Annotated in this window: 12 protein-coding genes; 7 read left to right on the plus strand and 5 right to left on the minus strand. The window is 34.5% G+C overall.

What is annotated here, in order from left to right:
* The 6 genes from KDE13_RS01060 to KDE13_RS01085 all read left to right on the plus strand — a co-directional run bounded on the left by KDE13_RS01060 (window position 1) and on the right by KDE13_RS01085 (window position 8,337).
* On the plus strand, window positions 1–606 hold the full coding sequence (locus KDE13_RS01060) for a DedA family protein (RefSeq protein ID WP_212140248.1): 606 nt from the start codon (window positions 1–3) through the stop codon (window positions 604–606).
* Complete coding sequence (locus KDE13_RS01065) at window positions 596–2,047, plus strand: leucyl aminopeptidase (RefSeq protein WP_212142620.1); 1,452 nt, start codon at window positions 596–598, stop codon at window positions 2,045–2,047. The genes KDE13_RS01060 and KDE13_RS01065 overlap by 11 nt, the downstream gene beginning before the upstream one ends.
* Window positions 2,047–3,150: a redox-regulated ATPase YchF gene (ychF, locus tag KDE13_RS01070; RefSeq protein ID WP_212140246.1), complete on the plus strand. Its 1,104-nt coding sequence runs from the start codon at window positions 2,047–2,049 to the stop codon at window positions 3,148–3,150. Before KDE13_RS01065 ends, ychF begins: the two co-directional genes overlap by 1 nt.
* A 524-nt stretch (window positions 3,151–3,674) precedes the next feature.
* Complete coding sequence (locus KDE13_RS01075; RefSeq protein WP_212142267.1) at window positions 3,675–3,875, plus strand: hypothetical protein; 201 nt, start codon at window positions 3,675–3,677, stop codon at window positions 3,873–3,875.
* A gap of 551 nt (window positions 3,876–4,426) precedes the next feature.
* Window positions 4,427–6,244 carry an aryl-sulfate sulfotransferase gene (locus KDE13_RS01080; RefSeq protein WP_212142621.1) on the plus strand — a complete coding sequence of 606 codons (1,818 nt, stop codon included), beginning with the start codon at window positions 4,427–4,429 and terminating at the stop codon, window positions 6,242–6,244.
* A 239-nt stretch (window positions 6,245–6,483) separates the two neighbouring features.
* Window positions 6,484–8,337 (plus strand): aryl-sulfate sulfotransferase, encoded by a 1,854-nt coding sequence (locus tag KDE13_RS01085; protein WP_212142622.1) that lies wholly within the window; start codon window positions 6,484–6,486, stop codon window positions 8,335–8,337.
* A 102-nt stretch (window positions 8,338–8,439) separates the two neighbouring features.
* On the opposite strand, the gene KDE13_RS01090 is transcribed toward KDE13_RS01085, so the two are convergent.
* Entirely contained in the window at window positions 8,440–9,117 is a 678-nt protein-coding gene (locus KDE13_RS01090; protein WP_212140241.1) for a response regulator transcription factor, read from the minus strand.
* Window positions 9,110–10,750 (minus strand): sensor histidine kinase, encoded by a 1,641-nt coding sequence (locus KDE13_RS01095; protein WP_212142623.1) that lies wholly within the window; start codon window positions 10,748–10,750, stop codon window positions 9,110–9,112. The genes KDE13_RS01090 and KDE13_RS01095 overlap by 8 nt, the downstream gene beginning before the upstream one ends.
* A gap of 207 nt (window positions 10,751–10,957) precedes the next feature.
* Between KDE13_RS01095 and KDE13_RS01100 the strand changes: the two genes are divergently transcribed.
* Window positions 10,958–12,820, plus strand: coding sequence for an aryl-sulfate sulfotransferase (locus KDE13_RS01100; protein ID WP_212142624.1), 1,863 nt, complete (start codon window positions 10,958–10,960; stop codon window positions 12,818–12,820).
* 788 nt (window positions 12,821–13,608) lie between these two features.
* On the opposite strand, the gene KDE13_RS01105 is transcribed toward KDE13_RS01100, so the two are convergent.
* The 3 genes from KDE13_RS01105 to KDE13_RS01115 all read right to left on the minus strand — a co-directional run bounded on the left by KDE13_RS01105 (window position 13,609) and on the right by KDE13_RS01115 (window position 17,437).
* Window positions 13,609–14,289: a response regulator transcription factor gene (locus KDE13_RS01105; protein WP_212142625.1), complete on the minus strand. Its 681-nt coding sequence runs from the start codon at window positions 14,287–14,289 to the stop codon at window positions 13,609–13,611.
* Window positions 14,286–15,935: a sensor histidine kinase gene (locus tag KDE13_RS01110; protein ID WP_338083699.1), complete on the minus strand. Its 1,650-nt coding sequence runs from the start codon at window positions 15,933–15,935 to the stop codon at window positions 14,286–14,288. The genes KDE13_RS01105 and KDE13_RS01110 overlap by 4 nt, the downstream gene beginning before the upstream one ends.
* A gap of 149 nt (window positions 15,936–16,084) precedes the next feature.
* Entirely contained in the window at window positions 16,085–17,437 is a 1,353-nt protein-coding gene (locus tag KDE13_RS01115; RefSeq protein ID WP_212142626.1) for an OprD family outer membrane porin, read from the minus strand.
* Window positions 17,438–17,586 lie beyond the last annotated feature (149 nt).

The raw sequence follows: 17,586 nt of genomic DNA on the forward strand, positions 1-17,586 counted from the left end.
ATGGAAGAGACACTAAAAAATTTAATGCTAAACTATCATCAATACGCATATATTATTCTATTTTTATGGTGTATTATGGAAGGCGAACTAGCACTGATATTAGGTGGTATATTAGCACACGAAGGACACGTAAATGTCACTCTTGCGATATTTGTAGCAGGGATTGGAGCATTTGTAGGCGATCAAATTTATTTCTATCTTGGCAGATACAATAAAAAATACATCGCTAAAAAACTTCATGCACAACGCCGAAAATTCGCTATCGCACACCTAATGCTAAAAAAATATGGTTCACCCATAATATTTTTGCAACGCTATATGTATGGCTTTCGCGTAATAATCCCAATGAGTATCGGTCTGACACGATATAGTGCTAAAAAATATGCCTTTATAAATTTGATAAGTGGTTGGTGCTGGGCAGCAATCACGATACTTTTAGCATGGTTCTTTGGCAAAGAAATTTGGAATATAATAAACATCGCTGAAAAACACTGGTATGTTGCGATCCCTATCGTCGTAGCATTTTTTGGTGGACTATTTTTAATGTTTAGAAGAATTGAAAGCAAAATACTATCTCAAAGGGGAAATAGATATAATGGAATTTAAAATATCAAACAAACACATAGATACGATAAAAGCGGATATTGAGCTAATTTTTATAGTAGATAAAAATTTAAAACATAAATTTATAAAAGATGAAAAAGCTTTTAAATTTTATAACTATAAAGGCGAAAATCCACTACTTTTAGGTGAGAGTGCGAGATTATATGTAAATTTAGCCAAACTTGAATACGATGAGCTACGCACAGCAGCTGCAAAGGCATATAATACGCTTAAAAGCCTAAATGTAAAGAGTGTAAAGCTAGGCTCATACATTGCAAGTTGCACCAAGCAAAGTTTTCAAGCCATCGTAGAGGGATTTGTGTTAGGTGCGTATGAGTTTAATAAATACAAAGAAAAAAAAGAGAGCTATAAATTAAGCGAAGTTATATTTAGTACCGATGAGTTTAACGACGAAAAAGTGGATATAGAAAAGGCTAGACTAGGTATAACAAACGGCGAGATAATCGCACGTGCTACAAATTTTACTAAAAGCATAGTAAATGAAATCCCTGAAATTTATACTCCTCAAAAAATGGCAGAAGAAGCACAAAATATAGCTAAAACCTACCCTACTATAAAATGTGAAGTTTATGATGAGAAATTTTTAGAAAAAGAGAGTATGAATGCGTTTTTAGCAGTCAATCGTGCAAGCATACATCCGCCACGCTTGATACATTTAACATACAAGCCAAAAGGTGCTAAAAAACGTATCATCTTTGTCGGTAAAGGGCTTACATACGATAGTGGTGGACTTAGTCTAAAACCGGCTGATTATATGTTAACAATGAAAGCTGACAAAAGTGGTGCGGCGGCTGCAATGGGTATTATAATTGGTGCTGCCGAATTAAACTTACCACTTGAAATTCATGCTATTTTAGGTGCGACTGAAAATATGATAGGTGGCAATGCATACAAACCAGATGATGTGCTTATCTCACGAAGTGGCATTAGTATAGAGGTACGAAATACAGATGCTGAAGGGCGTTTAGTCCTTGCAGATTGTCTTAGCTATGCACAAGACTTTAAGCCTGATGTGCTTATAGATATGGCGACGCTAACAGGTGCTTGTGTGGTCGGACTTGGCGAATATACAAGTGGCATTATGGGTGTAAATGAGGAGCTAAAAGCTGAATTTAGAGCAAAGAGCGAAAAAAGTGGCGAACTAAGCACAATACTTCACTTTAACAAATACTTAAAAGAGCTAATAAAAAGCAATATCGCAGACATTAGTAACGCAGCTAGTGGACGATATGGCGGTGCGATAACGGCTGGACTTTTCCTAGAAAAATTTATAAAAGATGAATATAAAGACAAGTGGATACATCTTGATATCGCAGGTCCTGCATACCTAGAAAAGGCGTGGGGATATAATCAAATCGGTGCAACAGGTGCTGGCGTACGTATGAGTCTATACTATCTAAATGCACTTGTAAAGGAGCTGTAATGGGTCTAGCAGTAGGTATAGTCGGACTTCCAAATGTTGGCAAATCAACAACCTTTAATGCTCTTACAAAGGCACAAAACGCAGAGAGTGCGAACTATCCATTCTGCACGATAGAGCCAAACAAAGCAGTCGTGCCAGTACCAGACAAAAGGCTAAATGAACTAGCAAAAATAGTAAATCCAAACCGTATACAATACTCGACTATTGAGTTTGTGGATATAGCAGGGCTTGTTAAGGGTGCAAGTAGTGGCGAAGGACTCGGTAATAAATTTCTCTCAAATATACGTGAAACAGAGGTGATACTGCATATAGTTCGTTGTTTTGATGATGAAAATATCACACACGTTGAAGGCGGAGTTGATCCTATTCGTGATGTTGAGATCATAGAAACAGAGCTGATACTGGCTGATATAGAGCAACTAAATAAAAAAATAGAGCGTCTAACTCGCGAAGCAAAAGCTAACACAAAGGGTGCAAAAGAGATGCTTGAAATGGCGAATTTACTACTCTCGCACTTAAATAATGGCAAGAGTGCAAGTAGCTTTAGTGAGCGTGAAAATGAAATTTATATAGCCATAAACAAAGAGCTTCGTCTACTAAGTGCAAAAGAGGTGATATATGGTGCAAACGTAGATGAGGACAGTATCGCAGACGATAATGAGTATGTTAAAAAACTACGTGAGTTTGCAGCAGCCTCAGATCACGAAGTAATAAAGCTATGTGCCAAGGTGGAAGAGGAGCTTGTAGGTATGAGCGATGAGGAGGCTTATGAGTTTTTAACTGAACTTGGTGCTAGTGAGAGTGGGCTAGAAAAAATCATACACACAGCATTTGCAAAACTAAATTTAATAAGTTACTTTACCGCTGGTGTAGTTGAAGTCAGAGCTTGGACCATCACAAAAGGTTGGAAAGCACCAAAGGCGGCTAGCGTGATACATAATGACTTTGAGCGTGGATTTATCCGTGCAGAGGTTATCAGTTATGATGATTATATCGCGTATGGAGGCGAAAATGGTGCAAAAGAGAACGGTAAAATGCGACTTGAAGGCAAAGACTATATCGTAAATGACGGCGATATTATGCATTTTAGATTTAACGTCTGATACTCTAAAACAGCGTAGTCGCTATGACTACGCCCTAAATTTTGCAACTGTTAAATTTATATATTTTAATCCCCTTAATACCAACTCTTATAAGGAGATACTCTAAACCGATAGAAGCTCTTAAAAATTTTTCAAACCATTTCATTTAAAATTTATTATACTAAATAAATTAAAAAGTATTAACTAAAAAATCAAAAAAAAACACAAATATATTATCTGTAACTAGTGGTTACATTTGCTATCTTGTATGTCATAAGATAGTCTGGCTTTAATCACATAAAAAGATAAAGAAGATGAGAGAGAAACTTTGTAAGGAAAAACTTCCTAAGAAAACTTCATAGAAAAACTTTATAGGAAAACTTAATAGGAAAAATTATAATTTAATATGAGGGTAGTAGCTCTCCTGTGTGTCTGAAAATTTCTCTATCCCCCCCCCCCTATACTCTGATATAAGAATTCTTTTTACTAGCCATTTGCTAGGTTTTGTCTATGGTGTAAACCTAAATTATTTTAAGGAGCCAAAAATGTTTTGGAAAACTTTTAAGAAAATGTCTACAAGGATTGTAGGCTCAATAGACAATGTAGTTGCTTCGCTAGAAGCTGGCACTGAGTATCTTAAGGCTGAAGCTTTGATAAGCTTAGATGAATCTCTTAGCGAACTTAATCTCACTGAAGATAAAATCAAATCTCTTAAAGACAATAGAGAGAAGCTAAAAGATTTATAAGAACTCAAGGTAAGAAGATACTATCTTACACCCAGGGAGCTAATGCTCCCATATTTTTGTAACCACTTAACTTAATGAATTAAAAAATTTTAAAGGGTCTAATTTTTCGCATACAACAATTTATTAACCTTTGTAACTTACTTGGGCTAAAGTATTCAGGATTGCACTCTTTAAGGCATACATATGCTAGTATTCTTTTAAATGATAAGGTGAATCCTTTAATCATTAAAGAAAATCTAGGGCAACAAAGATCTTAAGATGTTAGAAAATGTCTATGGACACTTTACAGGATTGAGTAATGAAGATAAGCTTAAATTGCAAAATAGATTGTTATATTATAAGCTTTATTTGCGTTTACCCAGGTATTTAAATTTATAAAAAAGTTGTTAACAAAATAAAGGATTTAAATCTTTTCTGAAAAAAATTAAACTAAGTTAATCAAACCAAGATCATTTACATTCTTTAATTTTTAAGCTTATTTTAACTTTCAAGTCATACCTATATCATTTGTATTCATTAAAATAACAACAATATTTTTTAAGGAGTAACAGATGAAAATTAAATTTATCTCATTTGCAGTTGTGTCAGCTTTGGCACTTAGTGGCATTTTTGCATTTGCAGCTGGTGGCGGAAGCGGTCCTAAGACTTATCGTGGCGTTGGCAAGATAGGTGCTGTGCAGATGAACCCATATAAGGTAGCTCCATTAACTGCAATTATAAGAAATGCAGGATACACACTAACTGACATAAAAGTCGTAGTAAAAGCCAAGAAAGATGGTGTCGATATAGCCTACGATGTATCAAATCAAAAAGCACTTCAACACGGTGGTATCCCGATATGGGGACTATACCCTGATTATGTCAATGAAGTTGAAGTAAGTTATAAAAGAAATGGCGAAGCGGTTAAGGAAAGCTATAAAATTTATGCTCCAAATATCGCTGTATATGGCTCTGGAACAGGTCAAAAGCAAAGTCTACCAAATGCTGTTATCACAAAAGATAATCCAAAATACCACAATAATATCTATCTAATGAACCACTTAAGCTCTATTTTACCAAATGCAGCACAAGTAACGTGGAATAACCCTATAGGTGGTGCACTAGAGTGGGACTATGAGAGCTATGTTTGGGCAGTTGATGGCAAGGGCGATATAAGATGGTTTTTAAAAACAGATGAATTTAGAGATCCTGATAACATCAAGAAAAAGGGCAATATGATGGGCTTTGACCAAACAGCAAATGGTGACATAATATGGGGACAAAGCCAAATGATGAACCGCTATGATCTAATGGGACGTAAAATTTTCCAACGTGAACTACCAAAGAGTTACATAGACTTCTCTCATCATATGGAAGAGACTTCAAAGGGGACATTTTTATTGCGTGTTGCATCTGCTGATTATAAAAGAGTCGATGGTAAAAATGTCCGTAGTGTGCGTGATGTTATCATTGAACTTGACGCAAATGGCAACGTGATAGATGAATGGAAGATAATGGATATACTTGATCCATATAGAGATGTAAATTTGCTTGCACTTGATCAAGGTGCAGTGTGCCTAAACGTTGATGCAAGCAAGGCAGGTCAGACAGCAAGCAAAGAAGAGATGGAGGATGAGAAGGCTTCGTTTGGCGATGTAACTGGCGTTGGCGTAGGTCGTAACTGGGCTCACATAAACTCAGTAAATTATGACGCACATGATGATAGTATTATCCTTTCAGTTAGAAATCAAAGTGCCGTTGTAAAAATCACTCGTGATAAAAAAGTAAAATGGATACTTGCTAGCAAAGAGGGCTGGACTGGCGAACTAGCTAAAAAAGTACTAACTCCGATTGATAGTAAAGGTAACAAGATAGATTGCGGAGCAAGTGGATCAAAATGCCCTGGATATGAGAATGAAAAAGGTGGATTTGACTACACTTGGACGCAACACACCGCATATAAAGTCAATGAAAAATCAAAGGGCGATAAGGTGCATATAAGTGTGTTTGACAACGGCGATAGTCGTGGCATGGAACAACCTGCGATGATAAATATGAAATATAGCCGTGCAGTTGAATACGTAGTTGATGAGAAAAATATGACTGTCGAGCAAGTTTGGGAATATGGTAAACAACGTGGTTTTGAATGGTATAGTCCTATCACATCAGTAACAGAATATATCCCTAGTCGCAATACAATGTTTATCTATTCAGCTACTGCTGGTCTTGGAGATGTTGCTGCTTTCCGTGCCGGTAAAGCTCAGCTTACACCATATTTAGAGGAGATAAAATACGGCACACAAGAGGTTGAATTTGAGATGAAATTTGTTAATTCAAATACAATCGGATACCGCTCATTGCCGATAGATATTCAAAAGACATTTAAATAAAGCATTAGCCTCAAATCTGGGGCTAAATTTTTATTTTATATAATATAATACTTTATAATCATTATCAAAAACTAAAATAAAACTTAAATTTATATAAAACATTATATCTATATCTTAAATTTTATGAAATTTATTAAAATTTTATACTTTTAAGCTATTTTTAACTTCTGTGTTAGTTTTATGACAGTTTTGTTATATACAATTACCACAATCAAACATTTCAATAAGGAGAAATTAGTATGAAAAGAATGTTTCTTTCGGTAGCAGTTGCTGGTGCAATCGCACTATTAAGCCCAACAGCTCTTATGGCTATCGGCGGAGCGAGTGGCTCAGCCATTGACTACGCTATCCCCGGTAAACTAGGCGAAGTAGTCGTCAATCCTTACGACACTGCACCATTAACAGCAGTTATTAAAAATGGCGGTTACACAGTTACAAATGCTAAAGTAACCATCGTTCCAAAACCGGGTGGTCAAACCATAAGCTACGTAGTAAATGACAAGCATATCCGCACACACGGTGGTATTCCGGTATTTGGTATGTATCCAGACTATCAAAACACCATTGAAGTTGAATACACAAAAAGTATAGGTGGAACAAATCCAGAAAAAGTAAAAGAGACATATAAAATTTATGCTCCAGCTATCTATCTAGAAAGCACCGGTATGCCTAATCAAAAAGGAGCACTTTTTGATAAAATTGAAGTTGTAAAAGCTCCAAGTGCCAAATTTGCAAATAGGCTTTATTATGTAAATAACTTTGTAAATAAAACAGGTAAAGGCACAAAAGTAGTATGGAATAACCCAACTGGCGGTGCTTTAGAGTGGAACTATACTCCAAATAACTTCATCCTTGATACAAAAGGCGAGGTCAGATGGTATCTGGAGCCAAGCAAAATATATGATCTAAAACAGCCATTTAACGCCGGTGTTATGATGGGCTTTAAACAAAACTCAGATGGTGCTATGACTTGGGGTCATGGACAAAGATATGTTAAATACGACATAATGGGACGCGAGATATTTGACAGAGAGCTACCGGCAGGTTATGTAGATTTCTCACACTCAATGGACGTTATGGATAACGGACACTACTTGCTTCGTGTTGCAAATGCTAACCTAAAGCGTAAAGATGGTAAAAATGTTCGCACGGTTCGCGACGTAATCGTTGAAGTTGACAGAGACGGTAATGCCGTAGATGATTGGAGATTGTATGAAATTTTAGATCCATACAGAGATACAACTATCAAAGTTTTAGATCAAGGTGCAGTTTGTTTAAATATCGATGCTAGTAAAGCAGGGCATACTGCAAATACAGATGAGCTAATGGCTATGGATACACTAGATAAATGGGGCGATATAGTCGGTGTTGGACCGGGCAGAAACTGGGCTCACGTAAATAGTGTAGATCACGACCCAAGCGATGATAGTATCATTATAAGCTCACGCCACCAAAATGCTGTTATCAAAATCGGACGTGATAAAAAGATCAAATGGATACTCGGTGCCCACAAAGGTTGGAAAGATCAATTTAAACAATATCTACTTCAACCAGTTGATAGCAAAGGTAACAAGATCATTTGTGAAGATGACTACTCAAAATGCCCAGGTTATACAGACGAAGCTAAGGGTGAGTTTGACTGGCAATTCACTCAGCACACGGCATTTAGAATCGATAGTAAATCTAAAAAAGGCATTGTATACCTAACAGTATTTGATAATGGCGACAGTCGTGGTATGGAACAACCTGCGATAGCGAGTATGAAATACTCTCGTGCAGTTGTGTATAAAGTAGATGAAAAAGCTAAAACTGTTGAGCAAATTTGGGAATATGGCAAAGAGCGTGGCAGAGAGTGGTATAGCTCAGTTACAAGCTTGACACAATACCAAGATGACTTAGATAGCGTTATGGTATATTCAGCTGTTGCTGGTATGCAGTTTGACATAGCAACAGGTAGACCAGTAGGTCTTCCTAGCCCACATATCAATGAATTTGAGTGGGGTGCAAAAGAGCCATCTATAGAGATTAAGATGACAAATGCTATGGGCTATCAAGCATTTCCATTTAGCGTAGAAAAAGCTTTCACTAAATAATAGCAAAACTTATTGCATTATCGTCTTTAAATCGATAATGCTCCCATCCTTTCTAATAAAAATTATCTTGCTCTACTCTAAAATTTTAGAGTAGAGCTTGGTTTATGCATTTAGCATATAGCCACTTTCAAAGATATTTTTTATATTTATATTAAGATATTTTTTTAATCTTGAAATTGCGTGTTGTATAGTATTTTTACTTACCGGCTCATTTTCATAAACAAAATCTTCAATCATATCATATGTTACTAAACTATTTAAATTATACACCAATAGCCAAAATAGCTTATTTTGAGAAAATGTTAAATAAATTTCTTCGCCATTATGATATATCTTCTCTTTAGCTAAATTTACACTTAAATTTTTACTAATATTAATTATTTGATTTTCATTTTTATGAGTGAGTGTTATTAACGCAGTGCGAAGCTCTTCTATATCTAAAGGCTTTTTTAAAAATAATGTTGCTCCATGTTGCAAACTTTTTAACAAATTTATATCAGTGTCATATGATGTGATAATTATAAAATTTTGACTAGGTTTTATCTTTAAAATTTGTTTCATCATCTCAAAGCCATTCATAATTGGCAGGTGTATATCTGCAAGAATTATATCAGCATTAAATTTATTAAACTTCTCTAAACCTTTATACCCATCGTTTGCTATATATACAGACTTACAATATGGACTAAGCCCATCGTACAGAGTCTCTAACGCTATATCATCATCTTCTACAATCAAAACGCTAATGTTTCCTAAAAGCTTTAATGTCTCATTAGTCATCCACATCCTTTAAATTTGTTTTAAATTTGAGCCTAAAAATAGTAGGATTTTTTGGATTTATAAGCAAAATATCACCACCTATCTTCTCATTTGCCAATTTTTTACTAAAATAAAGTCCAAGCCCGCTACCAAATTTCTTTGTCGTTTTTGGAGCACTAAATATTTTTACGTTTTTATCAACTCCAACGCCATTTTCAATCACATCTATAAAACATTGATCATTAAAAAATTTAATATTTAAAAATATATGCCTTTGCTTAATATCGTCTTTAAATTTTTCCACTAACGCATCTTTGGCATTATGTATCAAAACAATCAAAATTTGTTGTATAATATTTTGCATTTGCCTTACATTTTTATCTTTAGTGTCGTTTAGCGTTACGCTAGTATTTGCATAACTAAGCTCAGTATGCATAAGAGTTAAAAGATTTTCTACACTACGACGAATACTAAACTCACTTATATTTTCATTGGTATTATAAAAATTTCTAAAAATTTCAGTCGTATCAGCTAATAAAGATATAGACTTTTTACCATTTAAAAGCATATTCTCTAATTTTTCATTAGTTAGCCTATTTTCACGCTTTAACATAATCAATGCAGATATTATTAATTTTAATGAATTTATAGGTTGAATGATCTGGTGATTTATGCCACTTATTAGCTCACCTATCTCACCCACCCTACTTTTATGCACTAAAAGCAACTCATACTCGTTTTTACGCCGATTTATCCGTGCATACATAAAGTTATGAGCGAGATTAGCAAAAGTCGCCAAAGCTATAAATCCAAGTAACAAGATGATAGCATTTTTGCTGATACGATCAAGTAGATGGGCACTCTCTTTTTTATTATCCACACCAGCTCCTACATACCAATTTAAGTGTTTTATCGGAGCAAGCGATATAAAATTTGAGCCTATATTTATACTTGTTATGCTCTCTTTTAAAAACTGCTCTTTAAATTCCTTTTGTATCTCTTGTTTTAGCTTCTCATCGCTCATCGGTGTTAAAATCTCTCCATCATTTGCTATTATAAATGAGTATGAGTTTGATGGTAAATTAAAGTTTTTAATATTATCAAACAAGCTTTGAGCCTTTACAACTCCACACAAAACAGCTTTAAACTCGCCATTGTAAAAATTTGGAACACAAAAATTCAAAGTCCCCTGCTCCAACATCCTATGCTTTGGCATAAAATTCACAGTCGGCATTAGGTTTGTGCTAGTATCAACATACCATATAAGTCCCGATATATACGAATAACTCTTTTTAGTTTCCACTCTATCGCCGTTAACCCATATACCGCCACCATCTACTAAAAACTGCACAACATCAAACTCACTAGACATCTCACTCAGCACTCTTATAAAGCTTTGCACGCTCTCATCGTCTTGCACTATACCAGAACGCTCTATGAGCTTTGAAGCGACAACAAGCGAATCTAATCGCTCATCTATCCATTGACTAAACATATTTATGATATTTTCACTATCACTTATCTTATTTTTGTTTGACAGCTCTATCATTGCATTTTTAGCACTCATGTAAGCATTTGCACCAAGCATTATGACAAATACACTGGCTATAAAAATGGTGATATAAATTTTTATATTATCGTTTATGCTCTTCATTTTTGTATTTTTATGACTTTTAACCTATTATATAATAAATTTGCATTTTATACTATTTTTTAAATTTGTTTTAATTTTGATATAACTTTTAAGATAAAAGTTTTGTATATAATTGTATAAATTATCATAGTTTAAGCTCTGTGTCATTAGTTTGGCAGAAAGATAACTTATAATTTAATAAATTTTTACTACCAATAAGGAGAAATAATGAAAGCAAAAATATTTCTTTCGTCATTCGTAGCTACGGGTGTGTTAATAAGTGGTTTAAGCACATCAGCCTTAGCTATAGGGGGTACTAGCGGAGCAAAGACAGACTATCAAGTCACGGGTAAACTTGGTGGCATATATATGGATCCTTACGAGCTTACACCTTTAAGTGCGATTATCTTAAATGGTGGCTACATCATAAAAGAGGCAAAAGTAACCATATTACCAAAACAAGATGGCGTAACTATAAGATACAAAGTAGGTCCGCAAAGCCTAAAAACTTATGGTGGTATCCCAGTAGTAGGGCTTTATGCGGATTATCAAAATCAAGTAGAAGTTGAATATACAAAAGTTTTTAAAGGTCAAGATGAAAAGGTAAAAGAGACTTATAATATCACAACTCCGCCATTTTATCAAATAAGTGCAGGTTCGGCTGGTAAAGTCGGCAATCCTTTTGTAAGCGTTGAAATTTCAAAAGTAGATCCAGAATTTAAAGATAGGATGTATCTTGTAAATAACATACGTGGAAAAACTGCCATAAGAAGCGGAAGCTATGTATGGAACAGCCCAGTAGGCGGTGCAGCTGAATGGAACTATCCATCAAATGCCTTTGTAGTTGATACAAAAGGTGAGATTAGATGGTATATAAACTCAGACAATTTGCTTGATTATAACAATATTTATAATACTGGCATTATGATGGGGTTTAGGCAAAATTCAGATGGTGCTTTAAGCTGGGGGTTTGGGCAAAGATATGTTAAATATGACTTTGTAGGGCGTGAAATTTTTAACCGCAGACTTCCTATAGGCTACCAAGACTTCTCACATTCAATGGATAATATGCAAAATGGCAACTACCTTTTACGCGTAGCTAGTTCAAATTATAAACGTCCTGACGGAAAAAATGTCCGCACTGTACGCGATGTCATAATTGAAGTTGATCATCAGGGCAATGTCGTAGATGAGTGGAGATTATTTGACATACTAGATCAGTATCGTAGTGATGTAGTTAAAGTTCTAGATCAAGGTGCAGTTTGTCTAAATATAGACGCATCACAAGCAGGGCATACGCTAAGCGAGGAAGATCTAGCTAAAATGGATGCTAGTGATAGTTTTGGTGACATAGCAGGAACAGGGGCAGGTCGCAACTGGGCTCACGTAAATAGCGTTGATTATGATCCAAGCGATGATAGTATCATCATAAGCTCACGCCATCAAAATGCTGTTATCAAAATCGGACGCGATAAAAAAGTAAAGTGGATACTTGGCGGCCATAAAGGCTGGAAAGGTGAGTTTGTCTCTAAACTACTTCAACCAGTTGATAGCAAAGGCAATAAGATCATTTGTGATGACGAGTATACAAAATGTCCAGGCTATACAGATGAAGCTAATGGTGGATTTGACTGGACATACACACAACATACAGCATTTAGGATAGATAGCAAGTCTAAAAAGGGCATTGTTTATCTTACCGTCTTTGATAATGGTGATAGTCGTGGCTTTGAACAACCTGCGATACCAGATATGAAATACTCTCGTGCAGTTGTGTATAAAGTGGATGAAAAAGCTAAAACTGTTGAGCAAATTTGGGAATATGGCAAAGAGCGTGGCAAGGAGTGGTATAGTCCAGTAACATCACTAGCAGAGTATCAAGTCGATAAAAACTCAATTATGGTCTATTCAGCCACGGCTGGTATGCAGTTTGATTTTAAAGCTGGTAAACCACTAAGTGCTCCAAAGCCTGAAATAGATGAGTTTAAATGGGGAGCAACAGAGCCAAGTGTCCAGATGAGATTTACAGGCGTTGGTAGCACGGGCTATCAAGCAATGCCTATAAATTTTCAAAAGGCATTCGAAAAATAATAACTAATTCATTACTATCTTGGTTTACTCCAAAAGAATAAACCAAGATATTTTCTAAATTTAAATTTTATAAAAACTTCTACAAAACACTCAAGGTCGCCTCACTCAATAAATCCATATCGGCATTTTTAAATTTTATTTTTTTAATATAATGCTTAAATTTAGCCCTAGCAGATTACATACCAATTAAAAAATTAGGTATTGGATAGGATTTATAGATAAGTATAAGAGTCATAAAGAAGCAAATCTACCTTAACCAAAGAAAGCACCGAGTCATTGGGGAACAAAAAGATAAAACAATATTCTGAATTTTTGAAAAAATGATTTAGTTTTAGATTGATAGATTTAAAAAATGCAAAAAGTCACGCAGGATTAGTTTTTGAAAAAGGCATAATTTGTCATATTAGCAAGTTGGTTATTAAAATCAAATTTTTGAAGTATCTCTTTTACTTTTTCAAAAAAGCCTTTTAAATACTCTTCAAAGTTTTTCTTTAAATTCTTGTTTATTTATTTCATACTTCAAATACAAATTTTTACTACAACAAAGATAAAACTTCATCTCTAGCCATTTTAATATTGTGGTTAAATTTCATTGCTCTTTATATCTATTTTATAAATTTGGTTTTTGTGCATAATAATATTATAAAATGCTTCTTAACTTCTCTGCAAAATTTATCCATTTATTTATCAGAATAAAACTTGTGCACTTTAAGGATTTTAAGACAATCATAACTATTTTAAAAATTTCAGTGTTAAAATAATCCTACAAATTTATAAATTTTATATTTTTACGATGAGATCAGTATATATCCGGACTCAGAGACATTTTTAAATTTCACGCCAAGCTCTTTTTTTAGACGCATAACGGCGTTGTGTATCGCACTTTTACTGACCGATTCGTTTTCGTATACGAACTCTTCTATCATTTCATAGGTAACAAGCTTATTTAAGTTATACGCAAGTAGCCAAAATAGCTTATTTTGCAAAAATGTAAGATAAATCTCATCGCCATTTTTATAAATTTTCTCATTTTTTAATCTTATACTTATCTCATTGCTTATCTTTATCACCTGTTCATCGCTCTCATATGTGAGTGCTATTATCATCGAACGAAGCTCCTTTATATCAATAGGCTTTTTAAGAAATAGTGCTGCACCCTGCTCAACACTCTTTAATAAATTTGTATCAGTGTCATTTGAGGTAAATACGATAATCTTTTGATGTGGCTTAAGTGCTAAGATACGCTTCATCATCTCAAAGCCATTCATATCAGGCATATGTATATCAGTCATTACGACATCTGGTGATACCTTGCTAAAACACTCAAGCCCAGAGTAGCCGTCATTTGCACCATATACTGCACCACAGTAAGGCTTAAGCCCACCTATAAGTAGCTCTAGTGCCATATCATCATCTTCAACTATCAAAACGGATAATTTCGATAAAATTTTTAGTGTATCATCTGTCATTTTTTATCCTTTAAATCTATATCAAAACTTAGCTCAAACATGGTTGGATTGACACGATTTATCAATCGCACATCACCATTTATATTATCATTAGCAAATTTTTTACCAAAGTAAAGCCCTATGCCATTACCATGTTTTTTTGTCGTTTTTGGTTCGGCAAATATCCGCATACTTAACTCATAGCTCAAACCATAACCAAAATCACTAACTAAAATATAGCATTTTTTTGTATCAAATTTAGCATCTATGATTATCTCACGTTGTGAAATATCTTCGAATTTATCGACTAGTGCGTCTTTTGCATTATGTATTAGAATGAGTAAAATTTGTTGTATTATATTTTCTATCTGATTTACTTTTTTATCTTCGAAGTCTTTAAGTATAACTGATACATTTGCATATGAAAGCTCTGAATGCACTAGTGTTAAGACATTGATGATACTTTGCCTAATGCCAAATTCACTTATATTTTCACTAGTTTTGTAAAAATTTCTAAATATATCTATCGTTTTGCTTAAAAGTGCAACCGATCTTGAGCCACTATTTAGCATACTTTTTAGCGTATCATTATCAAGCTTGTTCTCATTTTGTAGCATTTGTAGACTTGATATCATAAGCTTAAGTGAATTTACTGGTTGTATAAATTGATGATTTATACCACTTATTAGCTCTCCGATCTCGCCCACTCTTGCTTTGTGAGACAGTATTATTTCATACTCTTTTTTACGTTTATTCATAGTGTTATACATAAAGCTATGTAAGAAATTTGACACCGCTACAAGTATGATAAATGCTAAAAATAATACAAATGCATTTTTGCTAACTACGTTTAAAAGCTCATTTATCTCCATCTCATTATCCGCTCCAGCACCAATAAACCAATTAAGCGATGGAATCTCTTCAAGTGAGATAAAATTTGTCCCAAGCACTAGATCGCCTTGCGGATCACCTGTTAAAAACATCTCTTTAAACGATCGCTCTATATCATTTTTAAGCTTTTCATTACTCATTGGAGTCAACATCTCACCGCTATGCGTTATCAAAAACGAATATGCATTTGGCGGGAGTTTAAAATTTTTTATATTATCAAATATACTTTTTGCCTTTACGATACCGCAAAGCACCGCCACAATCTGGCCGCTTCTGCCTTTATAAGTCGGCACACATAAATTTAGTGTAGGCTCATCTAGCAAACTGTGGCGTGGCATAAAATTTATCGTTGGCTTACCGCTATCTTTGGTCTCAGCATACCATATAAGATTATGTCGCTTTGTTACATCATCTTTTACAGACGTGATGTATTCACCATTTATAAAAATTTTGCCATCATCATACATCAACTGAACCGCATCAAATTCCTTTGCATTTTGTGAAAATATCTTTATAAATTTTTTGATCTCATTATCATCGCCAACCATCTCGCCATTTTCTATAAATTTAGATGCTCTTTGGAGTGAGTTTATCCGCTCATCTACCCATATACTGAAGCTTTGCACGATATTTTTACTGATAGTTGCTTTATCTTTATTTGAGAGATCGACAATCTGTGTTTTTGCACTTTGATAGACATTTATTCCAAGCATTACCATCAAAACACTGAGTATAACGATGATTGTATAAAATTTTATATTCTCTTGCTCTCTCACAAATATACCTTTATCTTAAAATAGACATTTTATTAAATTTTATCTTAATTTTTTAGCTTTAGTTTTATCAAGATTATTGTTTGAAAAAGTTTATGCAAGATGATAAATTTTAGGCAGACGAGCCATCATCTACCTAAAATTATAAGGGATTATTTGCCAAGTAGATCAAATTTATAAGATAATTTGACCCAAAGTTCGTCATTATCAGTATCTGTTCTCACATTTGACGCGTTATAATTCTCTCTGTCAAGCTCAGTATATGTGATAGCTACATTTAGACCTTTTACTTGTTGTACGGCATAGTTAGCTACAATCGACCAACCCTCTACATCCATATGTGTGCCCGCAGCTGTCGAACCAGCTTGAGCTGACGGGGTATCTTGCTCTCCTTTTACATATTGAAGTGATGTTTTAAGTCCATTTACACCGATAGAGCTAAAGTCATAATCAAGCGTTAGCTTATGTGTATTCATACCAGCATATCCAGTAAAGACATATGGTCCGCGGATAGGTAGCATAGTATACGATGCTGGTCCGTTACCAAAACCAAATACAAGTCCATCATCATCGCTAACTGTTGTAAACGCATAACTAAAACCAAATCCATAAAAATCATATATACCAGCTCTAAATCCTAGCATATCACCGTCATAAGTTCCTAATGCATTATCTACGCGTGAGCCTTTATACATTGCGTCAAAACCGAGTTTAAAATTACTAACCGGAAGTCTATAATTACCCTCGACTAAAAATGTATCTACATCTCCTTTTACATCAACAGATCTCTTTATATCAGTTCCTCTAGCATATGCACCTGTGAGCTTTAAGCCAGGGATTGATTGATTTATTATAGCACCTGTAAAGATATTATCAAATTTTAAAGCATATGGACCGCTCATACCAGAAACAATAACTCTATCTTTAAATACCGGTGCACCTACATCGCTATTAGCACTTCCTTGCATAGCAGTTTTGCTTCTGCCTTGGAATTTATAATACCATCCAGCAAATAATGTAGTATCTGGGATGTCTTTATTTGTTATACTAAGACCTTCAAAAGCTTCTTTATAGGCACGTGTTGGGTTGCCAGCTACTAGCGGAGATGAGACATACTGGCGTCCAAATTTAATATCAGTTTTGCCTACACCATACCCTAAAAACAATTCAGAAAGCACAGCACCATTTGCATACCACTCTGTTTTATACATAGTTTTAGCATTTTTCTCTGGGCTTATACTACCCCAAGTCTGGCCTGTCAAGCCTATCCTAAATCCATAAAACGGATCGGTAACATACCCCAACTCAGCACCAATACCAAATATATGCTCGTTATTTAATGGCTTATTAGCAGCAAATTCACTTGTTTGATCTGCATAAGTTGCTTTTAAAGTTGTACTTAGCTTACCATTTGTAAAAGCTTCTGCTAGTGTATCTGCAGCATTTGCACTACTTAAGCAACCAAGAGCAACTGCTGTAACTAGACTAAGTCTTCTTAGTTTCATTATAAACTCCTTATAAAATTTAAGTAATTATTCTATTTTAAAATCAATACAATAACGCTTTGCTATGTATTATATCATACAAATTTTGATTTTTATATGCTAGTTTATAAATTTAAGCAAAAATATACTAAAATCTCACAAAAATTATA

Source organism: Campylobacter anatolicus, from assembly GCF_018145655.1.
Classification (GTDB): Bacteria; Campylobacterota; Campylobacteria; order Campylobacterales; family Campylobacteraceae; genus Campylobacter_A; species Campylobacter_A anatolicus.